Origin of the sequence: Micromonospora sp. NPDC050784 (genome assembly GCF_044456765.1) — a bacterium.
GTDB lineage: Bacteria > Actinomycetota > Actinomycetes > Mycobacteriales > Micromonosporaceae > Micromonospora > Micromonospora foliorum.
Window position 1 is genome coordinate 52,909 of record NZ_JBITGG010000025.1, and the last position, 16,026, is coordinate 68,934.

Below are 16,026 nucleotides of genomic sequence, written 5' to 3' on the forward strand. Positions count from 1 at the left end.
CTGCGCCGACCAAGCAGCGAATGAGCAGGCACGATCCCGCCGCAGGCCGTGCGAATATGGGCGGCGTGACCGCCGCCAGCCTCGCCCCCATTCTGCTCGTCCTCGGTGACGAGGAACTGCTCGCCACGCGCGCGGTCACCGAAGCTGTCGCGAAGGTTCGCGCCGTCGACCCCGAGGTGGACGTCCGCGAATACCAGGCCAGTGCGCTCACCGTCGGCGAGATCGCCGAGATGCTCAGCCCCTCGCTCTTCGGCGGACGGCGGCTGCTGATCCTGCGGTCCGGCCAGGATGCCCGCAAGGACCTGGTTGCCGCGCTGTTGGCGTACGCGAAGAACCCCGACCCGGACGTCCAACTGCTGGTGCTGCACCTGGGTGGTGCTAAGGGCAAGGCGTTCGCCGACGGTCTGCGGGCGGCCGGCGCGACTGTCGTCCCGGCCGCCAAGCTCAAGGGGCACCGCGACCGGGTGGCCTTCGTCCGCGACGAGATTCGCCGGGCTGGCGGAAAGTGCACCGACGACGCCGCCGAGGCGCTCATCGCGGCGGTCGGCAACGACTTGCGGGAGTTGGCCGCCGCCTGCTCCCAGCTGATCGCCGACACCGATGGGCGGATCAGCGCCGAGACCGTCTCTCGCTACTACCGGGGTCGGGTCGAGGTGACCGGCTTCACGGTGGCGGACGCCACCATGGTCGGCGACGTGCCGGCAGCACTTGAGGCACTGCGGTGGGCCCTGCACGTCGGAGTCGACCCGGTGCCCATCGCCGACGCCCTGGCCGACGGGGTGCGCACGGTGGCCCGGGTGGCGTCGGCCGGGCGGGGTAACGCGTACCAACTCGCCAGCAGCCTCGGAATGCCCTCCTGGAAGGTCGAGCGGGCGCAGCGGCAGGGGCGGGGCTGGACGCCGGAGGGCCTGGTTCGGGCCATGCAGGTCGCCGCCGAGTGCAACGCGGCCGTCAAGGGCGGCTCCGACGACCGGGCGTACGCCCTGGAACGTGCGGTCTTCTCGGTCGCGGCGGCCCGGCAGGGCAGCACCAGGTGACGGGGGCGAACCGCCCAGCGTGGGCCACCATTCCCGTGGACGAGGAGCGTTACCGGCCGCTCTACGCCCGGCTCCTCGGCCTGCGGTTCGTCAACCCCGGAGGCGTGCTGTGCTTCCTCTTCTTCGAGGGTGCCATCGCCCTGGCGGTGCTGCTCGCCCTCGCCGAGTTGGTCAGTTGGTGGGCGGTGCTGGTGCTGCCGGTCGTGGTGGCGGCCATGGTGAAGCTCAACGACATGGTGGCCGCGATCGTGGTCCGCTCGGCCGCTCTCGTGCCTGAGCAGGAACGGGATCGGTTTCGCCGGCAGATGGAACCGGTGGTCGGCCGAGCCCGGGTGGAGTGGGTCTCGCACAGCGTTACCGGCGTGGTGATCACCGCCGACCCCGTGCCACCACCCCGGCGCGCCAACCCGTCGGACTGAGCGCCGACCCGCCGGGGCAGCGCACAGAACCGCCGGCCGGAGAAACGGTCGGGGCAACGCGCAGAACCGCCAGCCGGAGAACACGGTCGGGCACCGCACAGAGCCGCCGACCCGGAGAACACGGCCGGCATGACGCACAGAACGGGCCGGCCCGGAGAAATCCGGCCGGCCTCTGGACACACGGAAACCCCGGGCCTGGGCCCGGGGTTTTCCGAATCAGTCTGACGGTGAAGTCGTCAGGCGGAGAGCGACACCACGCGCTTCGCGATCGCGGACTTGCGGTTCGCGGCCTGGTTGGAGTGGATCACGCCCTTGCTGACGGCCTTGTCCAGCTTGCGAGAGGCGTCCAGCATGAGCGCGGTCGCCTTCTCGACGTCACCGGCCTCGGCAGCCTCGTGGAACTTCCGGACGGCGGTCTTCAGCGACGACTTGACCGACTTGTTGCGCAGCCGGGCCTTCTCGTTCTGCCGGTTGCGCTTGATCTGGGACTTGATGTTCGCCACGCGACAGCCTCGTCTTGATAGCTCGGGTTGGTCAGCTTATTGCGCGTGATGACGAACATGCGTCATCGCTGCGCGAAGAGCCAGGTTACCAGGTCGCCCGGGACGAGCCAAAACGGCTCGGCCTTCGCGCGGACGGACCCGGCCCGTCGGGGACCAGGTTACGCCCTCGGCCATGGCGGCGGCTCACCGCCAACCCCGACGGCAGGCCGGTCCGCGCCACCGGCCAGCCAGCCCCGCCCCAGCCCGCCCAGGCCGGTCCGTGTCACCGCCAGCCCTGGCGGCGGGCCAGCCAGTCGAGCGACTGTTCGCCGCTCCATCGCTGGTGGGCGGGCAGGTGCGGCGAGGCCGTCGGCGGTGCCGCCGCGGCGCCGGTGAGGTAGTAGCCGGCCAACGCGGCCAGTGTCGCGTCCAGCGCGTCCGGGGGAGCGCCGACGGTGGCCGGGTGCGCGGCGAAGAGCCGGTCCGCGTCCAGCCCGCTGGCGTACGCGGTGAGCAGCAGGCCGGCCAGGTCGAACCAGGCCGGACCGGAGCAGACCCAGGTCCAGTCGCAGAACCAGGCGCGGCCCTCCGAGTCGATCAGCACGTTGTCGACCCGCAGGTCGCCGTGGATCAGGCCGGTCGCCCCGGCGGCATACCGGGGGAGGAGGGACTCCAGCTCCACCAGCTCGGGCAGCCGGTCCAGCAGCGGCGCGGGCAGTGGTGGGGTGGGCTCGCGACCGGCGGCGACCTCCTCCCACCAGAGGATGTCCGACCGGGCCAGGTCGGCCAGGTGCGGCAAACCCAGCCCGGTCAGCTCGGCCGGCGGGTCGGCCAGGGCGGCGGCGACCTGCGCGTACCCGGCGAGGGTGGCGTCCAGCTCGGCGGGCACCCAGGGCAGGCGCGGGGTGTGCCCGTCGACGGCGTCGGTGCAGAGCACGAACCAGCCGGCCGCGGCGAGGGTCCACCGGGGGCGGGGCGCCGGCAGGTCCACCGGCAGCCGATCGAGGATCGCGGCCTCTCGGGCGTACCACTCGGTCAGGTGCGGTTGCTCGGCGGCGGGTGCGGCCTTGACGAAGGCCCGACCACCGTCGGCGGTGTCGAGCACGGCGGCGAACCCCCGGGTGAAGCCCGCGCCCGCGACCCGGGCGGCGACCACCGGCGCGCCGAGCCGTTCGGCGACCGCGGCCCGCAGCGCCGCCGGCAACGCCGGCCACGACGGGCGCAGGGCGCTCGCGTGGTACGGCACCGGCGGCAGTAGGGGAGCGGACACCCCACCATGCTGCCCCGGGGTACGTGCGCGACGCACGGCGACACTGCCAGACTGCCAAGCCATGAGGACCGAGGACTTCTGGCAGCTGATCGACGAGGCGCGGGCTGGCGGCGGGGGTGAGCCCGGCCCGGTCGCCGCGCGGGCCGTCGCGCTGCTCGCCGCGCGCGACCCGGAGGACATCATCGGGTACGCGCGACACCAGACGCGGGTGCTGGCCGCCTCGCACAAGGCGGACCTGTGGGGTGCGGCGTACCTGATCAACGGTGGCGCCTCGGCCGACGGCTTCGAACACTTCCGGGGTTGGCTGATGACCCAGGGGCGTGCCGTCTTCGCCCGGGCGGTCACCGAACCGGACTCGCTGGCCGAACTGCCCCAGGTGCGGGCGGCCTCGCTCAGCGGCGAGGAGTTCTCCGCCGAGCAGATGCTCTCGGTGCCCTGGGACGCGTACCGCAAGGCCACCGCGACCGAACTGCCGGCGGACCGCGACCCGGTGCGGACGCCGGACCTCAACGACTTCTGGGACTTCGACGACGAGGACGAGGCGCGTCGGCGGCTGCCCCGGCTGGCCGCGCTCTTCGTCGAGCCGCCGATGGAGTGAGGGGTCCTCGGGTCGATCCATCGCCCGCGCAGCGGGCGCACCCCGGCGGCGTGGGAACATAGAGGGGGTCGGCGGCGCGCCGGCCTGTTCACGTCAGCCGACCAGAACGGACCGCTGTGCCACCGAAGCTCGATCCCGGCGCGAACGCCCCTGGTGCCACCGACCCCGGTCGCATCCGGAACTTCGGCATCATCGCCCACATCGACCACGGGAAGTCGACCCTGGCCGACCGGATGTTGCAGCTCACCGGCGTGGTCGACCCGCGGCAGATGCGCGCGCAGTACCTGGACCGGATGGACATCGAGCGCGAGCGCGGCATCACCATCAAGAGCCAGGCCGTCCGCATGCCGTGGACCATCCGCGAGGGTGAGCGGGCCGGTGAGCACGCGGTGCTCAACATGATCGACACCCCGGGGCACGTGGACTTCACCTACGAGGTGTCCCGGTCGCTGGCCGCCTGCGAGGGTGCCGTGCTGCTGGTCGACGCCGCGCAGGGCATCGAGGCACAGACCCTGGCCAACCTCTACCTGGCTCTCGAGAACGACCTGCGCATCATCCCGGTGCTCAACAAGATCGACCTGCCGGCCGCGCAGCCGGAGAAGTACGCCGAGGAGTTGGCCCACCTCATCGGTGGCGACCCCGCCGACTGCATCCGGGTCTCCGGCAAGACCGGCGAGGGCGTCCCGTACCTGCTCGACGAGATCGTCCGGCAGTTCATCCCACCCGTCGGTGACGCCGAGGCGCCCGCCCGGGCGATGATCTTCGATTCGGTGTACGACGTCTACCGCGGTGTCGTCACGTACGTCCGGGTCATCGACGGCCGGATCAGCGCCCGCGACCGGATCAAGATGATGTCCACCGGGGCGGTGCACGAACTGCTGGAGATCGGCGTCATCTCGCCCGAGATGGTCAAGGCAGAGGCGCTCGGCGTCGGCGAGGTCGGCTACCTGATCACCGGCGTGAAGGACGTGCGGCAGTCCCGGGTCGGTGACACGGTCACCATCAACAGTCGACCGGCGGCCGAGGCGTTGGGTGGCTACAAGGACCCGAAGCCGATGGTCTACTCCGGCCTCTACCCGATCGACGGATCCGACTACCCGAACCTGCGCGAGGCGTTGGACAAGCTCAAGCTCAACGACGCCGCCCTGGACTACGAGCCGGAGACTTCCGGCGCGCTCGGCTTCGGCTTCCGCTGCGGCTTCCTCGGCCTGCTCCACCTGGAGATCATCCGGGAACGGCTGGAGCGCGAGTACAACCTCGACCTGATCTCCACCGCGCCCAACGTCGTCTACCGGGCGATCACGGACGACGGCGAGGAGATCGTCGTCACCAACCCGAGCGAGTACCCCACCGGCAAGATCGCCGAGGTGTACGAGCCGGTGGTCCGGGCCACCGTGTTGACGCCGAACGACTACGTGGGCGCGGTCATGGAGCTCTGCCAGGGCCGGCGCGGCACCCTGCTCGGCATGGACTACCTCTCCGCCGACCGGGTGGAGCTGCGCTACACGCTGCCCCTCGCGGAGATCATCTACGACTTCTTCGACCAGCTGAAGAGCCGTACGAAGGGCTACGCCTCGCTCGACTACGAGCCCTCCGGCGAGCAGGCGTCCGACCTGGTGAAGGTGGACATCCTGCTGCACGGCGAGCCGGTGGACGCGTTCAGCGCCATCGTGCACAAGGACAAGGCGTACAACTACGGCGTCACCATCGCCGCCAAGCTGCGCACCCTGATCCCGCGCCAGCAGTTCGAGGTGCCGATCCAGGCGGCCATCGGCAGCCGGGTCATCGCCCGGGAAACCATCCGGGCGATCCGCAAGGACGTTCTCGCCAAGTGCTACGGCGGCGACATCAGCCGTAAGCGCAAGCTGCTGGAGAAGCAGAAGGAAGGCAAGAAGCGGATGAAGATGGTCGGCCGGGTCGAGGTGCCGCAGGAGGCCTTCATCGCCGCCCTCTCCTCCGACTCCGGCGACGGCAAGGCCGCCGGCAAGAAGTAGGTCGCGACGCCGTACGCGCCCGGGTGCCAACCGCGCCCGGGCGCGTCGCGTTTCCCGGCGTCTCGCGTACTCGCGTGATTGGCGGCCGAGCACTGCGGTGCGGCGAGGCAACCGCCGGGCGTGGAAAATTTTTCTGTCGCTGTCATGCGGTCGGCGGGTCGACGAGATGGCCTCCCACCTGTGTGGACGTCCTCACGCGCCAACCGACGCACCGCTGGAGCATCGACGACTGACGTTGTCCCTTGCGGTGAGTCGGTTTGGGCTTTCGGTGGGTCGGGCACTTAGCGGTCACGACAGGAAGCACACACACCTCGTGTGTCAGACATTCTTTAGAAGGAGGGCGACCGTGGAGTTCACCGTGTGGGGCATCATCACTGCGATCGTTGTCGGTCTCATCGTCGGCGCGCTCGGCCGTCTGGTCGTCCCGGGCCGGCAGAACATGCCGATCTGGCTGCACATGCTGATCGGTATTGGCGCGGCCCTGCTGGGCACCGTCCTGGCGCGGGCCATCGGCATCGCGACCGAGACGAACGGCGTCGACTGGGGCGAGCTGCTGGTCCAGGTCGTGGTGGCCGCGATCGCTGTCGCGCTGGTGGCCGGTGTGGGTGGCCGCCGCCGCGTGACCCGGTAACAGCACCGCGCACCAACCCGTACCACCGCCGATGGGCGCCCGACCGACAGGTCGGGCGCCCATCGGCGTTCCGCCCACCGCGCCGGCCATCGCCGGTTCCACCCGGTCCAGGCCGCCTCGATAGGCGCGCACTCGGTGGCCGGTGCGCTGGTGGGCTGCGGCGGAACGTGTTCTTGTCGGCCAAGTCGTGATCGTTTCGTGAGTGAAGTCGGTTTGGAATTTAGGTGGGTCGGGCAATTAACGGTCACGACAGGAAGCACACGCACCGTGTGTCAGACATTCTTTGAAGGAGGGTGGCCGTGGAGCTCACCGTGTGGGGCATCATCACTGCGATCGTTGTTGGTCTCATCGTCGGCGCGCTCGGCCGCCTGGTCGTCCCGGGCCGGCAGAACATGCCGATCTGGCTGCACCTGCTGATCGGTGTCGGCGCTGCGCTGCTGGGCACGGTTCTGGCGCGGGCCATCGGCATCGCGACCGAGACGAACGGTGTCGACTGGGGCGAGCTGCTGGTGCAGGTCGTGGTGGCCGCGATCGCGGTCGCGCTGGTGGCCGGTGTGGGTCGCCGCCGCAGCGTCACCCGATAACGACCCGGCATCATCTGGCGACACAGCACCACTGCTTAGGACAGCACGACTGAAAGAGCGCCCGGCCAAGAGCCGGGCGCTCTTTCGTGCTGAAGTGCCCGACTTTGGCCCGATGCCGGAGCGCCGGTCGTCGGGCCGCTGCGGTACGGTCGCCACGCTTCGGCCAGTTCCGCCCACTGTCGTAAAGGAATTCTCCGTACTAGGGTGCGGCGGAGAAGGTTAGTTCCAAGTGGCGCGAGGGGAGAAGTGGCGTGAACAGGTGGAAGCGGCTGGCCCCGGTCACCGCCATGGTGGCCTCGGCCGCGATGGTGCTGACCGGCTGTGGAGGCTCCGGCGATGACGCGGCCGACGACAGCAAGCTCACGGTCTGGATGATGGGTGAGGGCGGGGACGCACAGAACTCCTTCCTCGACGGGGTCGAGACCGAGTTCCGCCAGAAGCACCCCGACACCGACGTGGTCGTGCAGTACATCCCCTGGCTGGAGGCGCCCAAGAAGTTCCAGGCCGCGCTCGCCGGGGGTGAGGGTCCGGACATCACCGAGCTGGGCAACACCGAGACTCAGGGTTGGGCCGCCCAGGAGGCGCTCGCCGACGTGAGTGGTCGGATGGGCGGCTGGGCCGACGGCAAGGATCTGCTGCCCGACCTGGTGCGCAACGCGCAGCTCGACGGCAAGCAGTACGGCGTGCCCTGGTACGCGGGTGTGCGTGCGATCTACTACCGCACCGACTGGTTCGCCGAGGCCGGCGTGCAGCCCCCGAAGACCTGGGACGACCTGGTCACGGTGGCCAAGGCCGTGCAGGCGAAGAAGAAGGGCACCTACGGCATCGCGCTTCCCGGCAACTCCGAGCTGCCCTTCTACTCCTTCCTCTGGGGTGCGGGCGGCGAGATCGCCAGTAACCAGGGCGGCACCTGGAAGTCCGGCTACACCACGCCCGAGGCGCAGCGGGCCGTCAAGTTCTGGACCGACCTGGTGACCGTGCACAAGGTCGCCCCGCCGGCCGCGGCGGGTTGGAACGAGATCGACGCGCGTACCCAGTTCGCCACCGGCAAGGCCGCGATGGCCTTCGCCGGTAGCTGGCAGCAGGGCGCCATCAAGAAGGACAACCCCGAGATCGAGAAGGTCTGGGGTACGTTCCCGATCCCCGGCCCGGACGGCAAGGCGGCGCCCGGTTTCGCGGGCGGCTCGGACGTGGCGATCTGGAAGGACAGCGAGCGGCAGGACCTGGCCTGGGACTACCTGACCGTGCTGCTGAACAAGAAGAACGCGCAGAGCTTCGCGAGCAGCCTCGGCTTCTTCCCGGTCTACCAGGACCTGGTCTCCGGTGACGCGTACGCGAACGACAAGGTGATGGCGTCGTTCGCCACCACCATGCAGAACACCAAGCTCACGCCGCTCACCCCGAAGTGGGTGGAGGTCAGCCGGACCAAGACGGTGACCCAGGCGATGAACAGCTCGGTCATGAAGGGTCAGAAGACGGTCGAGAAGGCTACCGCCGACGCGGCCAGTGAGATGGAAGGCATTTTGAACAGCAAGTGAGCTCACAGACAAAAAGCCCGGAGGCGGCCGCCGCGCGGGAGACCCCCGCCCGGCGGCGTCGCCGGGTGGACCGCCTGCCCTACCTGCTGCTCCTGCCCGCACTGCTGATCATCGGGGTGCTGCTGCTCTGGCCGCTCGGCCAGGTCGTGGTGATGTCCTTCTACCGCCTGAACAGCGTCCGGCAACTGCGCGGCGATCGGGAGTGGCCGTGGGTGGGGCTCGGCAACTACACCGACATCCTCTCCGACCCGTTCTTCCTGACCGTGCTGCGCAACACGGTTCTGTTCGCCGCGGCCAACGTGCTGCTCACCATGGTGCTCGGCACCCTGGTGGGGCTGCTGCTCAACCGGCTCGGGCGCAAGATGGCGACGTTCGTGGCGAGCTGCGTGATGCTCGCCTGGGCCACGCCGGCGTTGACCGGCACCATCGTCTGGAAATGGATCTTCGACGACACGAGCGGCCTGGTCACCTGGCTGTTCAACGCGTTGCCGGACGGGCTCTCGAACAGCCTGTTCGGGCGCAGTGACTGGACCGGGTACGGGTGGTTCAACTCACCACTGCTCTTCTTCGCCATCCTCACCCTGGTCGTGGTCTGGCACTCGTTCCCGTTCATCGCGGTGAGCGTGCTGGCGGGTCTCAAGAGCGTGCCGAGTGAGCTGCACGAGGCGGCCCGGGTGGACGGCGCCAGCCCGTGGCGGGTCTTCTGGAAGATCACCTTCCCGTTGCTGCGACCGGTCTTCGGGATCCTGATCGTGCTCTCCACGATCTGGGACTTCAAGGTCTTCACCCAGCAGTTCGTGCTGGCCGGCGGCACCCAGGACCGGCCGACGTTCATGCTCGCCATCTACTCGTACGCCGAAGCCTTCTCACCGCCGCCCAAGTACGGACTTGGCGCGGCCATCGCGGTGATCCTCACGCTGATCCTGCTGGTGGTCACCGGCTTCTACGTACGGATGGTGCTCAGGCAGGAGGACGAGTCGTGAAGAAGGTAGCCCTCAACGGCGCCGGGCTGCTGGTCGCGCTCTTCGCGGCGTTCCCGGTCTACTGGATGATCTCCACCTCGCTGAAGCCGAGCAACGAGATCTTCTCGGCCACCCCGCAGCCGGTGCCGACCCATCCGACCTTGGCGCACTACCGGGAGATCCTGACCGGCAACCTGATCCCCGGCGTCAGCTTCCTCGACTTCTTCCTCAACAGCGCGCTGGTCGCCGTCTCCACGGTGGTGCTCAGTGGACTGGTGGCCCTGCTGGCAGCGACGGCGGTGGCGCGGTTCCGCTTCAAGCTGCGGACCAGCTTCCTGATCATGCTGCTGGTGGTGCAGATGATCCCGCTGGAGGCGCTGGTCATCCCGCTGTTCCTGATGATCCAGCGGCTGGGGCTCTACAACACTTTGCCCAGCCTGATCCTCACGTACCTCGGTTTCTCGCTGCCGTTCGCGGTCTGGATGCTGCGCGGCTTCGTGGCCGCGGTGCCGAAGGAACTGGAGGAGGCGGCGGCGATCGACGGGGCCAGCCGGGCCCAGACCTTCCGCCGGGTGCTCTTCCCGCTGGTCGCGCCCGGCCTGGTGGCAACCAGCATCTTCTCCTTCATCACGGCGTGGAACGAGCTGATCTTCGCGTTGACGTTCATCAACGATCAGGGCAGCTACACCCTGCCGGTGGCGATGACCTTCTTCTTCGGTCGGGACGACACCAACTGGGGGCCGGTGATGGCCGCGTCCACCCTGTTCACCCTGCCGGTCATCATCTTCTTCCTGCTGGTGCAGCGTCGGATGGTCTCCGGCCTGGTGGCCGGAGCCGTCAAGGGCTGACCCCGCGCCGCGAGGGCCGACGCCGGCGCTGGGCCCCGCGCCGGGAGGGTTGGCCGGCGTCGGACCGCCACTAGGCTGACGGTCATGACGGGCAGGGTGGCAGCGGTGAACCTCGGCATCGTGACCGAGGCGGGGTGGGCCGGCGACGCGAGCGGTCGCAGCGGCATCGACAAGCGGCCGGTGGACGGCCCGGTGTCGCTGCTCACCGGCGGCCTGGCGGGCGATTTCATCGGCGAGCGGGCCCATCACGGTGGCCCTGACCAGGCCGTCTACGCCTACGCGGAGGAGGACGCCGCCTGGTGGGTGGTCGAACTGGGCCGCGCCATACCGCCCGGCGGCTTCGGCGAGAACCTGACCACCTACGCGGTCGACGTGACGGGTGCGGTGATCGGTGAGCAGTGGCAGGTCGGTTCCGCCCTGCTCCAGGTCACCAAGCCGCGCACCCCCTGCACCACCTTCGCCGGGTTCTGGGGCGTGCCGGATCTGATCAAGCGGTTCACCGTCCGGGCATCCCCTGGGGCCTACCTTCGGGTGCTCCGCGAGGGGGAGGTCGGCGCGGGCGACCCGGTCGAGGTGGTGGACCGGCCGGCGCACGGTGTGACCATCGGTGAGGTGTTCCGGGCGACCAGCCTGGAGCCGGAGTTGTTGCCTCGGTTGCTCGACGCGGACGGCCTGCCGGAGCAGATCCGGGAAAAGGCCCGCCGCCGCCTTGCCTCCCGCGGCTGACCGCGCTGCCGCGCCGACACGCGGCATCCTGTCCGGGTCGGGTAGCTGGCAGCCGACAAGAACCGAAGGACGGGACCAACCGCGGACGGTTGCCCGTATTGTCCCCATCGAGGGCCTGCGGCGGGGGACCGGGGTGGAGCGCGATGTCGATGGCAACGGAGGGCGGTGCCCCGGCGGCGTCACCCACCGATCCGGACTTCAAGCGTCCGGCGTTCCTGGAACTCTTCTTCGACCTGGTCTACGTCTTCGCGCTGGTCACCTTGGCGACCACGTTGGCCGAGAACCTGACCTGGACCGGCGGCGCCGAGACGCTGGTGCTGCTGCTCGCGTTCACGATGATCTGGGCGCTGACCGTGTGGGGGGCGGACAGCCTCGACCTGGAACGCCCGTCCGGGCAGGGGCAGCTCATCTGGGTGGCGGCGGCCAGCCTGCTGTTGGCCGCGGCCGCGGCCGATGCGTACGGCGATCACGCGGTGCTCTTCGCGGTCACGTACGTGCTCATCCACGCCAGCACCTCCGTCTACTACTCCCTTGTCGCCCCCAGCAAGACCCTGCTTCCCAGCCTCATCCGGATCCAGATCTGGGAGGGCGTCGCCGGTGTCGGCTGGATCGGTGGGGCGCTCGTCGGCGGTTCGGGCCAGTTGCCGATCTGGGCGCTCACGGTCGTCGTCGAATACTCGGCAGCCGGTTTCGGCTGGCCGGTGCCGAGGATCGGGCACTCACGAGCGCGCGACTGGCGGCTGGCCGGAGAACGGGTGGCCGAGCGTTACCGGCAGTTCGTCATCGTCGCGCTCGGTGTCTCGATCTTCGTGACCGGAACGACCTTCAGCATGAGCGAGTACACGCTGCAGCGAGCCTGGGCACTGCTCGTGGTGTTCACCACCGTGGTGTTGATGTGGCGTATCTACATCTACCGGGCCGGTGAGCTGCTGACCGAGGCGATCGCCCGGTCGTCCAACCCGGCGGTGCTCATCCAGTCCGCGGCGGTCACCCATCTGATCATGGTGGCCGGGATCGTCGGCGCGGCGGTCACCAGTCACCTCGTGGTGGGCCGCCCGTGGGGTGAGACCCCGCCGTCGTGGGCTGCGGTCATCCTCGGTGGCCCCGCGTTGTACCTGGTCGGACGGGGCGTACTCGACTTCACCGTGTTCGGGCGGATCTCGCGGTCCCGGTCGGCCGGGCTGGTGCTGCTGGCGTGCGTGGCGCCGGCCACGCCCCTGCTGCCGCCGCTGCTTGTCGCGCTGCTCGCAATGACCGTGCTGGCGCTGATCGCCGCGGCGAACCTGGTGAGCACCCGGCGGCACGCGCGTACGCCGGCGCCGCCGATGCTGCGCTGACTCGTACGGCGGCCCCTCATCATGCTGGCGCGGCGGCCCCGACCGGGCGACTGCGCGCGGCCAGCCCTTCGCCGACCAGGGTGATCAGCAGGACCAGGTTCGCCAGCATCAGGGCGGCCAGGGGTGGAAGTAGGAGAGTGGCGGGTGCCATCAGGGCACCCAACACCACGATCGCCAGCACCCGGGACCAGAGGACCCGGCCGGTCACCACGGCATCGAACAGGACGGTGCCGAGCAGGAACAGGAGCGGTCCGCCGAGGATGGCGACCATCAGCTCGACCGGGGCGCGGCCGAACGGCCGGTCGATGACCAGCGACGTGCCGGTCGAGACCAGCACCACCCCGGCGACCATGACCAGATGGGTGTACGAGGTGGAGGTGCCGGAGCGGACCCGTTCCACAGTCGCGACGCTCGGTGGCGCCAGGATCCGCTGGACCCGCTGGAAGTAGAGCTGGAACAGGAGGACCGCGCTGAGGAACGCGACCGCGCCGGTGGCCACCGCGCCGGCCGTGAATCCGCTGCCGGCCAGCCCTGTGCCGGTGTTCAGGATCAACTCGCCGAGCGCGACGATGAAGATCGCCCGGTGCCGCTCGGAGAGGTGCACCCCGGTGAAGATCTGGCTGGCAAGCTCGGTACGCCCCAGCCCCGGCGTCGGCCAGCCGATCCGGGCCGAGCCGAGGTCGACCGCCGCCGCGAGCGACCAGAGCACCAGTCGAGCGTTCTCGTCCACGAACACTCCGGCCACCCAGGGCGTCACGGTGATGCCGAACCAGAAGAAGACCCGGATGCTCCTGGCCTGGATCGGACGGTTCACGCGGGTGCCGGGGATCAGGACGGCGTCCCGGACCAGGTGAATGCCGAAGTACGCCGCGACGAAGAGCCAACCGTACCGACCGAAGGCGAACGGCGTCGCGATCGCCATCAGCAGGGTGCCGAGCATGACCAGCAGGGTGGTCGCCTGGATGATCGGCAGGCGGGGGTTGAACAGGTCGGTGAGCCAGGCGGTCAGCACCCAGACCCACCAGGCGGCCAGCAGCAGGACGGCGGTCTGCGCCGCGCCCCGAAGGGTGAGGTTCTCGGCCAGGCTGGCGGCGAGCCGGGAGAACATGAAGATGTAGACCAGGTCGAAGAAGAGTTCCAGGAACGTCGGGTACTCCGGCTCGCCGCGGCGGCGGAGGATCCGGGGGAGCGGAGCGGATGTCACTGCGCTGCCTCCTGTGCCACCCCACGCCCTGGGCGCCGCGCCCCGACCTGCGCACCCGCCACGCTACCGACAGTGCCGTCCCCGGTGGTGAGGAACGGGCTCGGCCCGAGCGGTCGGGTCCGCAGACGTGGAACGGCCCCCCGCCAACGCTGAGCGTCGGCGGGGGGCCGTCCTACAGACAGGAGGGGTCAGCGGAGCCAGGGGATGTTGCGGTCGAGCAGACCGCGCTCCTTGAGCTCCTTGCGCAGCGGGATCTCGTCGTCGACGTACCCGTCCCAGTTGATGCCCCAGTAGTTGGCGGTGTGGGTGCCCTCGCCGATCAGCTGGCGCTGCACGGGGGTGCGGTTGCGGTACCACTCGCCGTTCACGTCGGGGTGCAGCTCGTCCAGCGGACGGATCCACCGGTAGGTGTAGCCGACGAAGAGCATCTTGCGGGTGATCGTCGACAGGTTCGTCGACCGCGAGTGCCACTGCCGGCGGTCGAAGATGAAGGCGTCGCCCGGGTTGGCGGTGATCTCCACCGTGCCCTCCGGGTCGGGGTTCTGCACGGTGAGGTCCGCCGGCCGGGGCAGCGAGTTCTTGAGGTGGCTGCCCGGGATGACCTTGGTGGCGCCGCGGCCGGTCTCGGAGAGGTCCGACAGCACGTACGCGACCTTCAGCGAGAACATCGGCCGAGGCAGGTTCGGGTCCATCGTCTCCGGGTCGGAGTTCTGCCGGTACCCGTCCTGGTGCCAACCCCAGTACGGCTTCTCCGGCTCGGCGGCCGGCGGGGTGACGTCCAGGTGGTTGTGGTGGGTGTAGATGTTCCAGCCGGCCAGCCCCCACATGTACGGGAAGGCGATCGGGTGGGTCAGCAGCTCACCGAAGAGCTCGTCCCGCTCCAGGAAGCCCAGCAGGTGCAGGGTGCCGTCCTTCTTGGTGGTGCCCTTCGCCTGCTCCTCCGCGTAGACGCGGTCGACCGCCGCCTCCAGCGCCGCCCGGTGTTCCTCCGTCAGGACGTTGCGCAGCAGGAGGAAGCCCTGCTCGTGGAACTCCTTGCGGTCAGTGTCGCTGATCGGTTCGTAACCGGTCCGGTCGCCGTAATCGAACACCGCGTCGTACCCCTCCCCATGAGGTGAAACCTTTTCTGGCACAGGCCGCCGATCGTAACGCGGTGGCCCCGGCGTCGGGGAGGGTGTGGTGCGGGATTGGGCCGCCGTGGGACCCCACGCAGCGAGAGAAGCGCACAGAGTGAGATATGAGCGATCAATAGCGCGATTTGACGCACATTGCCGGATTGTGCGGTGACTGCCGGTTAAGAGATCCGGGTCGGTCAACCCTCGTTGAAGACCTCGGCCACCACCTGGCCGGCGGGGCTCTGCCGGCCGTCCACCCGGCCCCACGAGCCGTCGCGGGCGGTCCACTCCAGGTCGCCGAAGCGGACCCGCTTCACCCCGTGGTCCTGGGCGTGCGACACCAGCCAGTGCGCGTACCGCCAGCCGTCGCGTTGGTCGCCCGGAGTCACCGCCAGCCCGGTCGGGTCGGTCGGGTCGGTGCCCTCCAACCCCCAGTCGAGCACGAGGTTGCGGGTCAGTTGCGCGGCCGCCGCCGCGCCGTGCATCGCCGGGGTACGCCCCACCGTGCAGGCGACCGCGCCGCTGGCGTCGCCGAGCAGGGCCCGGCTGAGCACCTCGGAGTCGTCGGCCCACTTCTGGTACGCCTCGGGAAACGCCGAGCGCTGCACCCGCTGGGCGGCATCGGTGACGCGCATCTTCTCCCAGCCGCGCACCTTCTTGAGGGAGGCGTAGAACCGGTTGGCCGCGTAGCGGGGGTCGCGGATCTGCGCCGGAGTGCCCCAACCCTGGCTCGGTCGTTGCTGGAACAGGCCAACCGAGTCGCGGTCGCCGTCGGCGAGGTTGCGCAGCCCGGACTCCTGGTACGCGGTGGCGAGTGCGACCACGACGGCCCGCTCTGGCATACCGCGCTTCGCGCCGATCGCCGCGATGGTCGCCGCGTTGGCCATCTGGTCGGCGTCCAACGCGACCCGTCCGTCGGCCTGCACGGTGCACTTCCGTGCCATCAGCGGCAACGTGAGGTTGTCGCCGACCTGCCGTACGACGAGCCAGATAGCGATCACGGCGACGAGGATGAGCACCACTCCACCCGCCACGGTTGCCCGAGTTCGCACCCACACCCCCAGATCGACAGTCTGACAAGCGTACGTCCCCGCCGGCCCTTCCCGGGTAGTCCGAGCGGTTTGGGCCTGACCTGGCCGGCTCCGACCGGTTCGGGGTCGGCTCCGATGTCGCGTACCGGTTGGCGACGTTCCCGCTCCGGTCGGGATCTCACCTGCCGGGTCGTTCGGTCACCCCGTCGCAGTGCAGGGCTGTTGTGGTGTCACCGGGTATGCGAAATCG

At 69.7% G+C, this 16,026-nt stretch carries 16 protein-coding genes; 11 read left to right on the plus strand and 5 right to left on the minus strand.

What is annotated here, in order from left to right:
- The first annotated feature begins 56 nt into the window (after positions 1–56).
- Both holA and ACIBD9_RS27720 read left to right on the plus strand, forming a co-directional pair.
- A complete protein-coding gene (gene holA / locus ACIBD9_RS27715; RefSeq protein ID WP_387172266.1) occupies positions 57–1,037 on the plus strand; it encodes a DNA polymerase III subunit delta in 981 nt (326 codons plus the stop codon).
- Entirely contained in the window at positions 1,034–1,456 is a 423-nt protein-coding gene (locus ACIBD9_RS27720) for a hypothetical protein (RefSeq protein WP_396722051.1), read from the plus strand. Before holA ends, ACIBD9_RS27720 begins: the two co-directional genes overlap by 4 nt.
- 236 nt (positions 1,457–1,692) lie before the next feature.
- Here the strand turns inward: ACIBD9_RS27720 and rpsT are convergent, their stop codons facing one another.
- Positions 1,693–1,959, minus strand: a complete 267-nt coding sequence (gene rpsT / locus ACIBD9_RS27725; protein ID WP_030491765.1) for a 30S ribosomal protein S20 — start codon at positions 1,957–1,959, stop codon at positions 1,693–1,695.
- Between the two features lie 262 nt (positions 1,960–2,221).
- Complete coding sequence (locus ACIBD9_RS27730; RefSeq protein ID WP_396722053.1) at positions 2,222–3,208, minus strand: aminoglycoside phosphotransferase family protein; 987 nt, start codon at positions 3,206–3,208, stop codon at positions 2,222–2,224.
- A gap of 61 nt (positions 3,209–3,269) precedes the next feature.
- Between ACIBD9_RS27730 and ACIBD9_RS27735 the strand changes: the two genes are divergently transcribed.
- The 9 genes from ACIBD9_RS27735 (at position 3,270) to ACIBD9_RS27775 (ending at position 12,426) form a co-directional block, all read left to right on the plus strand.
- Complete coding sequence (locus tag ACIBD9_RS27735) at positions 3,270–3,806, plus strand: DUF4240 domain-containing protein (RefSeq protein WP_387172159.1); 537 nt, start codon at positions 3,270–3,272, stop codon at positions 3,804–3,806.
- A 116-nt stretch (positions 3,807–3,922) separates the two neighbouring features.
- Complete coding sequence (gene lepA, locus ACIBD9_RS27740) at positions 3,923–5,800, plus strand: translation elongation factor 4 (protein ID WP_396722055.1); 1,878 nt, start codon at positions 3,923–3,925, stop codon at positions 5,798–5,800.
- 346 nt (positions 5,801–6,146) lie between these two features.
- Positions 6,147–6,431: a GlsB/YeaQ/YmgE family stress response membrane protein gene (locus ACIBD9_RS27745; RefSeq protein WP_124820451.1), complete on the plus strand. Its 285-nt coding sequence runs from the start codon at positions 6,147–6,149 to the stop codon at positions 6,429–6,431.
- A 299-nt stretch (positions 6,432–6,730) separates the two neighbouring features.
- Complete coding sequence (locus ACIBD9_RS27750) at positions 6,731–7,015, plus strand: GlsB/YeaQ/YmgE family stress response membrane protein (RefSeq protein WP_179780540.1); 285 nt, start codon at positions 6,731–6,733, stop codon at positions 7,013–7,015.
- 251 nt (positions 7,016–7,266) lie between these two features.
- On the plus strand, positions 7,267–8,553 hold the full coding sequence (locus ACIBD9_RS27755) for a sugar ABC transporter substrate-binding protein (protein WP_396722057.1): 1,287 nt from the start codon (positions 7,267–7,269) through the stop codon (positions 8,551–8,553).
- A complete protein-coding gene (locus ACIBD9_RS27760) occupies positions 8,550–9,536 on the plus strand; it encodes a carbohydrate ABC transporter permease (RefSeq protein ID WP_396722058.1) in 987 nt (328 codons plus the stop codon). The genes ACIBD9_RS27755 and ACIBD9_RS27760 overlap by 4 nt, the downstream gene beginning before the upstream one ends.
- The gene (locus ACIBD9_RS27765) at positions 9,533–10,363 is read left to right on the plus strand and encodes a carbohydrate ABC transporter permease (protein ID WP_387172154.1); all 831 of its coding nucleotides are present in this window, start codon (positions 9,533–9,535) and stop codon (positions 10,361–10,363) included. Before ACIBD9_RS27760 ends, ACIBD9_RS27765 begins: the two co-directional genes overlap by 4 nt.
- An 84-nt stretch (positions 10,364–10,447) precedes the next feature.
- Entirely contained in the window at positions 10,448–11,089 is a 642-nt protein-coding gene (locus ACIBD9_RS27770; protein ID WP_396722060.1) for an MOSC domain-containing protein, read from the plus strand.
- Between the two features lie 143 nt (positions 11,090–11,232).
- Complete coding sequence (locus ACIBD9_RS27775) at positions 11,233–12,426, plus strand: low temperature requirement protein A (protein WP_396722062.1); 1,194 nt, start codon at positions 11,233–11,235, stop codon at positions 12,424–12,426.
- A gap of 19 nt (positions 12,427–12,445) precedes the next feature.
- On the opposite strand, the gene ACIBD9_RS27780 is transcribed toward ACIBD9_RS27775, so the two are convergent.
- From ACIBD9_RS27780 to ACIBD9_RS27790, 3 genes are all read right to left on the minus strand, one after another.
- Positions 12,446–13,630, minus strand: a complete 1,185-nt coding sequence (locus ACIBD9_RS27780; protein ID WP_396722064.1) for a low temperature requirement protein A — start codon at positions 13,628–13,630, stop codon at positions 12,446–12,448.
- Positions 13,631–13,818: 188 nt separating this feature from the next.
- Complete coding sequence (locus tag ACIBD9_RS27785; RefSeq protein WP_396722066.1) at positions 13,819–14,721, minus strand: phytanoyl-CoA dioxygenase family protein; 903 nt, start codon at positions 14,719–14,721, stop codon at positions 13,819–13,821.
- Between the two features lie 221 nt (positions 14,722–14,942).
- Positions 14,943–15,803, minus strand: coding sequence for a hypothetical protein (locus ACIBD9_RS27790; RefSeq protein ID WP_396722068.1), 861 nt, complete (start codon positions 15,801–15,803; stop codon positions 14,943–14,945).
- Positions 15,804–16,026: the final 223 nt, after the last annotated feature.